Origin of the sequence: Ideonella sp. BN130291, assembly GCF_036231905.1 — a bacterium.
GTDB lineage: Bacteria > Pseudomonadota > Gammaproteobacteria > Burkholderiales > Burkholderiaceae_C > CAMLIZ01.
This window is the reverse complement of record NZ_JAZARE010000003.1, coordinates 254,097-266,262: the sequence shown is the minus strand read 5'-3', so window position 1 is coordinate 266,262 and position 12,166 is coordinate 254,097. Positions and strand designations below refer to the sequence as shown.

Below are 12,166 nucleotides of genomic sequence, written 5' to 3'. Positions count from 1 at the left end.
AGCGTGGGGGCGTCAACATCTCAATACCGCCCCATGCGCACCTTCAGCACCACCGGCTGGGCGCCCAGGTTCAGGCCCCAATCCACCTGGTCGCCATTCCAGTTGCGCTCCATCACCCAGCGGCCGCTGCTGTCGTAGCGGCCCTGTTCGGTACGCACCAGCATCGCGCCCAGGCCTTGCGGCGTGGCGGGCTCGATGCGCACGCGGGCGCGCTGTCCGACGATCACGAACTCGTCGTCGCCCACCTGCGCGATCGCCACGCCACCCACCAGCTTGTCGGCATGCGCGGGCGCCTCCTTGGCGTTGCCAGGCCATTCCTTCTCGCCGAACTGCCACTGGCCAAAGGAGACCTTGGCGTTCCAGCCCTTCATCGTGATCACCTGGTCGGCATGGTCGTCGCCCTCGGCCACACCGAAGGTGCGGCCCTCGAAGGCCCATTGCGCCCACTGGCGCTGCATGGTGCCGAAGGCGGCATAGATGCCGGCAAAGGGCTCCACCATGCGCTTGTCGGTGAACCTGGAACCGAGCGGGAAGTTGCTGTAGTCGAAGTAGTCGATGCCGAAGGGCGCCACGCCGAGCGCGCCGCGGCCGAGGATGGGGTACACGTAGCGGGCGTACACCGCCGCGTTGCTCATCTCGGGCACCCAGAGCGGGTTGTCCGGCCGCTGGAACAGGCCGATCGAGCCGTTGACCTGCGCCGATTCCGGGCTGTAGAGGTCCGGGCCCACGATGTCGATGTGCGGCGCCGTGGCCTTGTAGATGTCGATCACGTCGTGCGTGGGCCCGCCACTGGCGAAGTTGTTCTTCCAGGGCTTGGGCGGCTGCTCCAGCGGGTCGCGCAAGGCGTTGTTCACGTACATCGGCAGGTCGTACACCGCGCGCCCCGCCTTGGCGATCTCCTCGATGTAGCGGGCCACCGCCCAGGCGTGGAAGTACTCGTCGGCATAGTCGCCGTACACCGCGCGCCAGGGGCCGCTGGCGGCGCCTGGCACCAGCGCCTTCTTGCGCGCCAGCACGGCCGGCGGCACCGGCTGCTCGAAGGCGGCCTGTGCCCTGGCGCCGAAGTCGCGCACCAGGCCGTAAGTGCCGACCTCGTTTTCCACCTGCACCATGATCACGGTGCGCTGCTGCGCGTCCACCTTCTTCAGGTGGCCCATCAGCGCGACGAAGGCCTTGCGGTCGGCCGCAAGCGTCTCTTCGCCGAAGGGCGAGAGGCAATAGCTGGGCTTGCCGTCCTTGTCCACCATGCGCGGGAAGCGCTGGTTGTTGAGCTTCACCCAGGCGGGTGTGTATTGCGGGCTGGTGTTCTTCCAGGTGCCGAACCACAGCAGCACCAGGCGCACCTTGTTCTGCCGCGCCTGGGCCAGCAGGGTGTCCACGAAGCTGAAGTCGAAGCGGCCTTCCTGCGGCTCGATCTGCTCCCAGGCGATCGGCACTTCCACCGTGTTGGCGTGCATGTCCTGCACCGCCGGCCACACCTTCTTCAGCGCCTCGGGGGAGTTGCTGGAGTTGTGGACCTGCGCGCCGAGGATGAGGTAGGGCGCGCCGTCGACCATGAGGGCGTGGCGGCCGTCGCGTTGTACCAGGTGCGGCGGCGCGGCCGCCGGCGTGCCGGCCAGGGCGCTGGCAGCGCCCAGGGCCAGCAAGCCGACGGCACGCGCGAGCGTGCGTCGTGCCATGCTCATCAGAACGTGTAGCGTGCGGTGAACGTGTAGCGCGGACCGGTGTAGAACAGGCCGCGGGTCTTGTCGCCGATGTGCTGCTGCATCAACTGGCGCTGGCGCGCGTCGTTGAGGTTCTGCGCTTCCAGGCCCAGCGTCAGCTTGTCCTCCAGCAGCTTGTAGTAAACGCCGGCGTCGACCTGGCCGTAGGCATCAGCCCAGGTAGGCAGGCCCCAGGCGATGTTGTGCGCGCCCTGGTTGGCGCTGTCCGGGTTGGTGTCGGTGCCGTCGGTGCCTTTGGTGCCGTTGACGTTGATGCCTTGCAGGTACTTCGAGCGCCAGGTGTAGGCCACGCGGGCAGACACCGGGCCCTGGTCGTACATCAGCGCCAGGGTGAAGGCGTTGCGCGACAGGTTGGCCAGCGGCAGGTTGCTGAAGGCCCGGCCGTCGGTGTCGCAGCCGTTCAGGTTCAGAGGCAGGTTGTCGGCATTGCCGCTGGAGCCCGAGCAATACACCGGGTTGACCGGGTTGTACAGCTTGGTCTTGCTGTCGACGAAGGTGTAGTTCGTCTGCACGCCCAAGCCCGACAGCCAGCCGGGCAGACTGTCGAAGTACGTCTGGAACGCCAGCTCGAAGCCGCGGGCATAGCCCTTGGCACCGTTGACCGGGCTGGTGACGGCAAAGGTTTGCGGGTTGCCGTCCACGTCCTGCACCTGGAAGCCCGTCGTCTGCTTGATGACCACGTCCTTCAGGTTCTTGTTGAAGAGCGCGAACGTCAATGAGCCAGTGCGGCTGAAGTACCACTCGGCAGTGGCGTCCACCTGCGTGGAGCGCACCGGCCGCAGCATCGGGTTGCCCAGCGCCTCGCCGGTCTGCGACACGCTGATCACTTCGTTGCCCACCGTGGTCTTGTCCTGCGTGAGCGAGGTGTAGGCCTGCAGGTCGGTGAAGTCCGGCCGCGAGATGCCCTTGGCGGCCGCGAAACGGAACTGCAGGTCGCTGCGGGCCTTCATGCGCAGGTTCAGGCTGGGCAGCACGTTGGTGTAGGTGTTCTCGAAATTCTGGACCTTGTTGTAGGCCGGAATGTTCGGAATCGGCACGCCGGTCAGGCCCGGGGTGATGTTCGAGCCACCAAAGCTGATGTAGCCCTGCGCATTGGACTGCGTGCGCACCACGCGCACGCCCACGTTGCCATCCACCGGCATGGCCCAGTCGTCGAACCCGAAGCGCAGCTGCGCATAGGCCGCCTGCGTGCGCTCGGCCTGGCGGTTGGTGCCGCGGCTGTTGGGATCGTCGCTGATGGTCTCCGGCGTGAACGTGAACGGCCAGCTGTTGCAGGTGGCCTCGCTCTGGCCGGACTTCAGGCAGTGGTCGCGGCCGTACTCATGAAGCTGGGCGTAGCTGCCCGGGAAGCCGGTGGCCAGCGAAACGTCCGGGAACACGACCGCAGGGGGTGTCGGGACCTTGCCGTTGAAGAAGTTGTTGAACGTGTTGACATGCGTGCCGCCGGGGTAGTCGCTCAGGAACGCGGGTCCGCCGGCCGTCCACGGCTGCGTGATGGCCTGCCAGTGGTAGTCGCTCGGATTGCGGGCGGTGATGGCGTCGCGATCCGTCAGGCGCACACCGAAGCGCAGGTCCTGCAGCACCGGATGGTCGAAGTTGAACTTCGCGTCCGTGCGCCAGGCCTTTTCGGTGGCCTTGCTGCGGTCCATGTGTTCCATGGTGAACGCCCAGTAGTAGTTCGCCGGGTCGGAGAGCCGGGCGCGGTCGGCGTCGTCAAAGAACAGCGTAGGGACGGAGCCGGTCAGGTCCAGCGTCTGCTTGGGCATGCCGGTGCCGGTGGCCACGGTGGAGTCCAGGCTGGAGGTGGTGGCCCGGATGTACTGCACGTCGGTGCTGAAGCTCCAACGGTCGCTCGCCTTCCAGCCCAGGTGCCACGACAGGTCTTCCGTCTTGGACTTGCGCCAGGCGGTACGGGTGTCGTCGTTGAAATTGATCAGCGAGCCGTCGCTGTTGGTCAGGGTGCCGGACTGCAAGCCGCCCTGGCTGTCGAACTGGCCGTTGGTCACACGCAGGCGGTACGGGTCCGATTGGGCGAAGATCGCCTGCTCGTCCCATTGCATGCGGTACTTGGACTGGAAGTAGGTGAGCGAGGAGTCCCACTCGTTCTTCTTCCACTGCAGCGCGCCGTACAGGCCTTCGCGCTTGCGCTGGAACTCCAGTGAACGCCATTGCGCGCCCTTGGGCACCCACAGCGTGGTGTTCGGATCCTGGCCTTCGACGAGGTCGTTGCGCGGGTAGTACGGCTCCACCTGGAAGAAGTCGGAGCGCGTCTTGCTTTCGGAACTTGCCAGGTCCAGCAGCACGCCGAAGTGGCCTGCGTCGGTTTCCCAGCGGTTGCTGAACAGGGCCGAGAAAGACGGTGCGCTCTTCTTGTTCAGCGTGGAGTAGGTCGTGGAGCCCGACAGCGATGCCTTGAGCCCGGGAAAGTCGAACGGCATGGCGGTGCGCAGGTTCACCAGGCCGCCGACAGCGCCTTCGATCTGCTCGGCCGACGGGTTCTTGTAGACGTCCACGCCGGCCATCAGCTCGGGTGGCACGTCCTCGAAGTTGAGCGAGCGCCCGCCGTTGGCGGAGAACGAATCACGCCCGTTCAGCTCGGAGCGCACCCAGTTCAAGCCGCGGATGGCCACGCCGGAGCCTTCCACCGAGAAGTGCTCGGGGTCGCCCTTGGCCATGGTGCGGTCGATCGTGACACCCACCACGCGTTGCAGCACCTCGGTGACCGAGCGGTCGGGCAGCTTGCCGATGTCGTCGGCCACGATGGAGTCCACGATCTCGTCGGACTCGCGCTTGATCTTCTGCGCCGATTGCAGCGCGGCGCGCTGGCCGGTCACGACCACGGTCTGCGCCTTGCCGCCGGGCTCGCTGTCGCTGCCGGCAGCGGCCGACGCTGCAGCGGCCGGCGCGGCGGGTGCCGTCGTACCCTGCGCCATCGCGATGCCGGTGGCCATCAGGGCCACCTGGGCCGCTGCCACCGACAACGTTGTCTTTTTGAAATGTCTCCTCATCTCGTGCACCTTTTCTAAAGTGGTTCAGGGGCTCGTCCCGGTGGGGGACGGTGTCGTAGGGCGGCCCGACGAAGCCGCGATCAGCGAAAACTCCCTGTTGTTGGGCATGCGGCGCAAGGTCATTGCCTTGCTTGGCCGGTTCAGCAGAATCTGTTGACGAGGTTCTCCAGGTATTCCTGTCGGCCCGACACCGGCAAGGCATCGGTGTTCGTGTTCAGCACCCGGTCGGCCAGCGCGTCGAGTGCGACGCGGCCCGCCAGGACGTCCTGCCCGGCGGGGGTGGCCCAGCCGGCGTAGCGTTCGTTCAGTGCCTTCTCCAGGCGGCCGTCCAGGATCATCTGTTCGGCGATCAGCAGCGCGCGGGCGCACACGTCCATGCCGCCGATGTGGCCGTGGAACAGGTCCTCCGCGTCCAGCGACTGGCGCCGCATCTTGGCGTCGAAGTTCAGGCCCCCGCTGCCCAGCCCGCCGGCCTGCAGGATGTGGTACAGCGCCATCGCGGTTTCGGGCACGTTGTTGGGGAACTGGTCGGTGTCCCAGCCCAGCTGCGGATCACCGCGGTTCATGTCGATGCTGCCCAGGATGCCGAGTGCGGCCGCCAGCGCGATCTCATGCTCGAAGCTGTGGCCCGACAAGGTGGCGTGGTTGGCCTCGATGTTGACCTTCACCTCTTTTTCCAGGCCGTAGCGCACCAGGAAGCCGTAGACCGTGCCCACGTCGAAGTCGTACTGGTGCTTGGAGGGCTCGCGCGGCTTGGGCTCGATGAGCAGGGTGCCCTTGAAGCCGATCTTGTGTTTGTGCTCCACCACCAGGTTGAGGAAGCGGCCCAGCTGGTCCAGCTCCTGGCCCACCCTGGTGTTGAGCAGGGTCTCGTAGCCTTCGCGCCCGCCCCACAGCACGTAGTTCTCGCCGCCGAGCTTCAGGGTGGCGTTCATCGCATCGCGCACCTGCAGCGCGGCCATGGCGAAGATGGCGGGGTCCGGGTTGCTGGCCGCGCCGCCCATGAAGCGGCGGTGGCTGAACAGGTTGGCGGTGCCCCACAGCAGCTTCATGCCGGTGCGCTGCTGGTGCTCGCCCAGCACGTCCACCATGCGCAGGAAGTTCTCGTGGCTTTCACGCGGGGTGGCGCCTTCGGGGGCCACATCGCGGTCGTGGAAGGTGTAGTAGGGCGCGCCCAGCTTGGCAAAGAACTCGAAGGCCGCGTCGGCCTTGGCCTTGGCCAGCTCCATCGGCGAGCCGCCTTCGAACCAGGGGCGCAGGAAGGTGCCGCCGCCAAACGGGTCCAGCCCGGTCCAGCAGAAGCTGTGCCAGTAGCACACGGCAAAGCGCAGGTGGTCTTCCATGCGCTTGCCCAGCACGATGCGGTTCTTGTCGTAGTGGCGGAAGGCCAGTGTGCTGTCGCTGGCCGGACCCTGGTATTCGATGGGCGGAATGTGGTGGAAGTAGTTGGTCATGACGTCGGGAGGGTGTGATCTCGGTGGGGCGGCTGGCTTAGGCGCGGTGGGCCCACAGGGGCTTCAGCCGCTGGTAGATCTCGCGGAAGCGCTCCAGCCGGGGTTGCAGGCGTGCGCGGCGCTCGGCGTCAGGCCGGTACCGCGCGGTGATCTCGGGGCGGGTGCAGGCCTGGGCCTCGGTGCCGCCGGCGGCCATCCAGCCCAGCCGCGCCGCGCCCAGGGCGCCGCCGGCCTCGGCGCCGGTGTGCACCACCAGCTCCACGCCGAGCGCGTCGGCGATGAGCTGGGCCCACAGGCCGCTGCGTGCGCCGCCGCCCACGAGCGAGAGCGGGCGCACCTCGGTGCCGGCGGCCTGCAGCGCGGCCAGCCCGTCCGCCAGCCCGAAGGCCACGCCCTCGAGCACCGCGTAGCCGCAGGCCGCGCGCGTGCTCCCGTGGCCGAGGCCGAAGAACATGCCTTGCGCAAAAGCGTCGTTGTGGGGGGTGCGCTCGCCGGCCAGGTAGGGCAGGAACAGCGGCGCATCGCGCAGCGTGTCCGGCGGCAGCAGGGCGATGTCGGCCAGCAGCGCGGCCTCGTCGGCCGCGCCGCTCATCTGCACGAACCACTTCAGGCAGCTGGCCGCCGACAGCATCACGCTCATCTGGTGCCAGCGCTGCGGCAACGCATGGCAGAAGGCATGCACCGCGGATGCCGGGTTGGGGCGGAAGCGGTCGTTCACCACGAACAGCACGCCCGAGGTGCCCAGCGACAGGAAGCCCTCGCCCGGCCGCACCGCGCCGATGCCGATGGCGCTGGCAGCGTTGTCACCCGCGCCCGCGGCGATCAGCACCTCGGGCCGCAGGCCCCAGGCCTGGGCCAGCTGCGGCCTGAGGGTGGCGCAGGGCTGGTTGCTTTCCACCAGGCGCGGCATGTGCGCGCGGCTCAGGTTGCAGGCGGCCAGCAGCTCGTCGGACCAGTCGCGCGCCGCCACGTCCAGCCACAAGGTGCCCGCCGCATCGGAGGGGTCGGACACCTTCTCGCCGCTGAGCAGCAGGCGCAGGTGGTCCTTGGGCAGCAGCACGCTGCGCACCTGGGCGAACACCTCGGGTTCATGCGCCTGCACCCACAGCAGCTTGGGTGCGGTGAAGCCCGGCATCGCCAGGTTGCCGCTGATCTGGTGCAGCCGCGGCGCGCGCTGCAGCAGCGTGTCGCATTCCGCATGGCTGCGGCCGTCGTTCCACAGGATGGCCGGGCGCAGCACCTGGTCGTGCTCACCCAGCAACACCGCGCCGTGCATCTGCCCTGACAGGCCGATGGCGCGCACCTGGCCCCAAGCTTTGGGGTGCGCCGCGCGCAGGCGCGCCACGCCGGCTTCGGTGGCCAGCCACCAGTCGTCCGGCGACTGCTCCGACCACAGCGGCTGCGGCCGCTGCAGCTGCAGCGGCACGCCGGCCTGGCCCACGACCTGGCCGCTGCCGTCGATCAGCAGCAGCTTCACCTCGGAGGTGCCGAGATCGATGCCGAGGTACATCAGGCGGCCTCCTCGACGGCGACGGCGCTGGACGCATTGGCGATCAAGGGCCGGGTGAGGCGGTAGCGCGCCAGCGCGGCCGCGCCCACCGCCACCGCATCGGCGCCGAAGCGCGAGGTCTGCACCGTGGGCGGGGCCAGGTTGGCCGCGGCGGTGTATTCGTTCAGCGTGCGCAGGGCCGGTTGCAGGAACACGTCACCCAGGTCCACCACCGCGCCGCCCAGCACGATGCAGCTGGGGTCGTAGGCCGAAGCCAGGTTCTGCAGCAGCACGCCCAGGTAGCTGCCGGCCTTCTTGACCGCGCGCGAAGTCTCTGCGTCCTGCGCGGCCAGGCGGCGCTGGATCTCCGCCAGCGGATGGGCGGTGTCGTCCTCCGGGCGCAGCATGGCGCGCGGGCCGATCAGCGCTTCGGCGCAGCCGCGCCGCCCGCAGGAGCACAGCGGCCCGTTGAGCTGCAGCACCATGTGGCCCACTTCGCCGGCAAAACCCCGGTTGCCGGTGAGCAGCCGGTCGCCCACGATCACGCCGGCACCCACACCCTGGTTGATGCTGAGGTACAGCAGCGGGTCCTGGGCCTGCGCGGGGTTGAATTCCATCTCGCCCAGGGCCGCCACGTCGGCTTCGTTCTGAACGAACAGCGGGGTCCCGGCGAGCGCGGTGCCGGCGAGCTTTTCGCCGAGCAACTCGCCCACCGGCACGTCGCGCCAGCCGAGATTGGGTGCAAAGTGGAGGAAGCCGCGCGCCTCGTCCACGCCGCCGGGCAGGCCGACGCCCAGGCCGATGATGCGGTGCTCCGTCTCATTCAGTTGGCGGCGCACCTTGAGCAGCGCGGTGGCCAGCGAGCCGATGCAGGCCTTGGCGCTCTTGCTTGTGCCAAAGTTCACGACCGTGCGCGCGAGCACGTCGCCGGTGAGCGAGGTGGCCACCACACGCACGGATTCGATGCCCACCTCGGCGCCCAGCAGCAGCAGGCGGCGCGGGTCGATGAACAGCGGGGTGGGGCGGCGGCCCAGGTCGCCGGTGGCAACCACTTCACGCTCGACCAGCCAGCCCTCGGCCAGCAGCTCGCGCACCAGCAGGCTCACGGTGGATTTGGTCAGCCCCACGGCCGTGGCCAGGTCGGCGCGCGACAGGCCGGGGTTGGCACACAGCTGGCGCACCAGCGCCATGCGGTTGATGTGCTTGAGCAGTTGCTGATTGCCTGCGGCCTCAACTGGCACGGATGTCTCCCGGATCGTTGGAAGGGCTGTTGCCCCTGTGTTGGAGGCGATATTAGTTTGGGCGACAAACTAAATAAAGCGGTAGAAACACCTAAACACATCCGTGCAGCCTGGCACGAGACTTTCGCCACTTATGAACGAGAAGTCCATCCGCAAGATCGTCATCGTGGGCGGCGGCACCGCCGGCTGGATGGCGGCCGCGCCCCTTGCAAAGATGTTGCGGCGCGAGGGCCAGGCGCCGTGCGAGATCGTGGTGATCGAATCGCCCGAGATCGGCACCATCGGTGTCGGCGAGGCCACCTTGCCGCCGATCCGCTTCTACAACGCGACGCTGGGGCTGGACGGGGTGGATTTCGTCAAGAAGACGCAGGCCACCTTCAAGCTGGGCATCGAGTTCAAGGACTGGGGCGAACTCGGCCACCGCTTCTTCCATGGCTTCGGCGATTTCGGGCCGGCCATCGAGAACCGCTCGCCCTTCCAGCACTGGCTGCGTCTGCACCGCGCAGGCGGCATGCCGTCGTACGAGGAATGGTCCACCGCCACGGTGATGGCGCGCAGCAACCGCTTCACGCCGCCGGTGGGCGACCGGCCCGCGGCGGCCAATGCGTTTTCCTTCGCCTTTCACTTCGACGCGGGCCTGTACGCGGCCTACTTGCGCGACTATGCCGTGCAGCGCGGCGCCGAGCGCATCGAGGGCACCATCGTCGCCGTCGATGTGCGCACCAATGACGGCTTCGTCAGCGCGGTGAAGCTGCGCGACGGGCGCCGCGTCGAAGGCGATCTCTTCATCGACTGCTCGGGCTTTCGCGGCCTGCTGATCGAAGGCGCGATGAAGGCCGGCTACGAGGACTGGAGCGCAATGCTGCCCTGCAACAGCGCGCTGGCCGTGCCCTGCGAGCGCGTGGAGCCGCTCACGCCCTACACCACGTCCACCGCGCGCTCGGCGGGCTGGGCCTGGCGCATCCCGCTGCAGCACCGCACCGGCAACGGACACGTCTACTGCAACCAGTTCATCAACGACGACGACGCCGCGCGCGTGCTGCTCGAGGGCCTGGACGGCGCCGCGCTCGACACGCCGCGCCAGCTTCGCTTCACCACCGGCCGGCGCCGGCGCACCTGGGTGAAGAACGTGGTGGCCATGGGGCTGGCGGCCGGTTTCGTCGAGCCGCTGGAGTCCACCAGCATCCAGCTCATCATGGACGGCGTGGGCCGGCTGATCGAGCTGTTCCCCGACCGCGACTTCCAGCCCGCGCTGGCGGCCGAATACAACCGACGCATGGCCTCCCAGTTCGAGTCGATCCGCGACTTCATCGTCCTGCACTACAAGCTCACGCGGCGCACCGACTCCGAGTTCTGGCGTTACTGCGCCGCGATGCCGGTGTCCGACTCGCTGGCGCACCAGATCGAGCTGTTTCGCTCGTCGGCCCGGGTGACCATCTATGACCGCGACGGTTTCGCCGAGCCGTCCTGGGTGTCCATCCTCATGGGCAACGGGCTGATGCCCGAGTCCTACGACCCGGCGGTGGACCAGGTCGATGAGCAGGCGCTGCGCAGCCATTTCACCCGCCTGCACCAGGCCATCTCGCGCACGGCGGCCGACATGCCTTTGCATGGCGACTACATCGCGCGACACGCAAAGGCATAGGGCGGTGAGCATGCGACACAAAGGATGGGTGACCATGGGCTTGGCGCTGGGCCTCAGTTGGGCCGTGGCGGCCGAAGCCGGCGCGCCGGCGACGCGCCGCGTGCCGCTGGACCTCGCGCGTGCCACCGCGCCGGTGGACCGCTTCTTCGACTTCTCCGTCGGCGCCGACTATCCGGGCACCACCGGCCGCGACGCCAACCTCGCGCAGCTCAAGACCGCGGTGGACGAACTCGGTTTCCGCAACGTGCGCTTCCACGCGATCTTTCACGACGCGCTGGGCACGGTGAAGAAGGACGGTGACCGCATCTCCCACGACTTCAGCGGCATCGACCGGCTCTACGACGCGCTGCTCGCGCGCGGCATCAAGCCCTTGGTGGAGCTGGGCTTCACGCCGGAGGCCATGGCCAGCTCGCCGCAGACCATCTTCTACTGGAAGGGCAACACCTCGCACCCGAAGCCCGAGCCCTGGGCAGCGCTGGTCGATGCCTTCGTGCGCCACCTCATCCAGCGCTACGGCGCACAGGAGGTGCGAAGCTGGCCTTTCGAGGTGTGGAACGAGCCCAACCTCGGCGACTTCTGGGAGCGCGCCGACCAGCAGGCTTATTTCGAGCTCTACGCTGCCACCGCGCGCGTACTCAAGCGCATCGACCCTGCCCTCCAGGTCGGCGGCCCCTCCACCGCCGGCGCGGCCTGGGTGCCCGAGTTTCTGGCCTATGCCAAGGCGCACGACGTGCCGGTGGACTTCGTCACCACCCACACCTACGGCGTGGAAGAAGGCTTCCTTGATGAGTTCGGCCAGTCCGACCGCAAGCTCTCACCCAATCCCGATTCCATCGTCAGCGACGTCAAGCGCGTGCGCCGCGAGATCGACAGCTCCGCCTTCCCGGGCCTGCCGCACTACGTGACCGAGTGGAGCACCAGCTACAACCCGCGCGACAAGGTGCACGACAGCTACATCAGCGCCTCGTGGATCCTGTTCAAGCTGCGCGCCACGCGCGGCCAGGCGCAGGCCATGAGCTACTGGACCTACAGCGACCTGTTCGAGGAGCCGGGCCCGCCGGACCGACCGTTCCACGGCGGCTTCGGCCTGATGACGCGCGAGGGTGTGCGCAAGCCTGCGTGGTTTGCCTACAAGTACCTCAACGCGCTGCGCGGCAAGGAAGTGCCCAGCCCCGACGACGCGGTGCTGGCGGCCACCGACGGCCGCAAGACCGCGGTGCTCGCCTGGGACTGGCAGCACCGCGAGCAGCCCACCAGCAACAGCGTGTTCTTCGGCAAGCCGCTGCCCGCGAACCCGGCGCGCGCGGTGCAGCTGGAGTTGCAGCACCTCACGCCGGGCCGCTACCGCGTGCAGGTGCGGCGCACCGGCTACAAGGCCAACGACGCGCACACCGCCTACCTCGAGATGGGGGCGCCCAAGGAGCTGACGGCCCAGCAGTTGGCCACGCTGCAGCAAAGCTCCTCCGACCAGCCCGAAGTCGACCGCACGGTGCGTGTGGGTGCCAACGGCCGGCTGCAATGGAGCCTGCCGATGCGCAGCAACGACATCGTGCTGGTCACGCTGGAACCCGCGGCGAACTAGTTCTTTCTTTCACCAACCAACCT

The 12,166-nt window shown here is 68.2% G+C and carries 7 protein-coding genes; 2 read left to right on the top strand and 5 right to left on the bottom strand.

Annotation, left to right across the window (positions count from 1 at the left end; genetic code table 11):
• Window positions 1-20 precede the first annotated feature (20 nt).
• From VPH43_RS07605 to VPH43_RS07585, 5 genes are all read right to left on the bottom strand, one after another.
• Window positions 21-1,685 carry a GH35 family beta-galactosidase gene (locus tag VPH43_RS07605; RefSeq protein ID WP_328577077.1) on the bottom strand — a complete coding sequence of 555 codons (1,665 nt, stop codon included), beginning with the start codon at window positions 1,683-1,685 and terminating at the stop codon, window positions 21-23.
• Window positions 1,685-4,732, bottom strand: a complete 3,048-nt coding sequence (locus VPH43_RS07600) for a TonB-dependent receptor (RefSeq protein ID WP_328577076.1) — start codon at window positions 4,730-4,732, stop codon at window positions 1,685-1,687. The genes VPH43_RS07605 and VPH43_RS07600 overlap by 1 nt, the downstream gene beginning before the upstream one ends.
• A gap of 140 nt (window positions 4,733-4,872) precedes the next feature.
• Window positions 4,873-6,186 carry a xylose isomerase gene (xylA, locus tag VPH43_RS07595; RefSeq protein ID WP_328577075.1) on the bottom strand — a complete coding sequence of 438 codons (1,314 nt, stop codon included), beginning with the start codon at window positions 6,184-6,186 and terminating at the stop codon, window positions 4,873-4,875.
• Window positions 6,187-6,223: 37 nt separating this feature from the next.
• On the bottom strand, window positions 6,224-7,696 hold the full coding sequence (gene xylB / locus VPH43_RS07590) for a xylulokinase (RefSeq protein ID WP_328577074.1): 1,473 nt from the start codon (window positions 7,694-7,696) through the stop codon (window positions 6,224-6,226).
• The gene (locus VPH43_RS07585; protein ID WP_328577073.1) at window positions 7,696-8,916 is read right to left on the bottom strand and encodes an ROK family transcriptional regulator; all 1,221 of its coding nucleotides are present in this window, start codon (window positions 8,914-8,916) and stop codon (window positions 7,696-7,698) included. Before VPH43_RS07585 ends, xylB begins: the two co-directional genes overlap by 1 nt.
• A 133-nt stretch (window positions 8,917-9,049) precedes the next feature.
• Here VPH43_RS07585 and VPH43_RS07580 point away from each other — a divergent pair, with 133 nt between their 5' ends.
• Both VPH43_RS07580 and VPH43_RS07575 read left to right on the top strand, forming a co-directional pair.
• A complete protein-coding gene (locus VPH43_RS07580) occupies window positions 9,050-10,561 on the top strand; it encodes a tryptophan halogenase family protein (protein WP_328577072.1) in 1,512 nt (503 codons plus the stop codon).
• Window positions 10,562-10,571: 10 nt separating this feature from the next.
• Complete coding sequence (locus tag VPH43_RS07575; protein WP_328577071.1) at window positions 10,572-12,143, top strand: GH39 family glycosyl hydrolase; 1,572 nt, start codon at window positions 10,572-10,574, stop codon at window positions 12,141-12,143.
• The last annotated feature ends 23 nt before the right edge of the window (window positions 12,144-12,166 follow it).

Excerpts from the sequence above, each read along its gene's own strand:
- VPH43_RS07605 (WP_328577077.1), bottom strand. The coding sequence starts at position 1,685 with ATGAGCATGGCACGACGCACGCTCGCGCGTGCCGTCGGCTTGCTGGCC.
- VPH43_RS07600 (WP_328577076.1), bottom strand. The coding sequence starts at position 4,732 with ATGAGGAGACATTTCAAAAAGACAACGTTGTCGGTGGCAGCGGCCCAG.
- xylA (WP_328577075.1), bottom strand. The coding sequence starts at position 6,186 with ATGACCAACTACTTCCACCACATTCCGCCCATCGAATACCAGGGTCCG.
- xylB (WP_328577074.1), bottom strand. The coding sequence starts at position 7,696 with ATGTACCTCGGCATCGATCTCGGCACCTCCGAGGTGAAGCTGCTGCTG.
- VPH43_RS07580 (WP_328577072.1), top strand. The coding sequence starts at position 9,050 with ATGAACGAGAAGTCCATCCGCAAGATCGTCATCGTGGGCGGCGGCACC.
- VPH43_RS07575 (WP_328577071.1), top strand. The coding sequence starts at position 10,572 with ATGCGACACAAAGGATGGGTGACCATGGGCTTGGCGCTGGGCCTCAGT.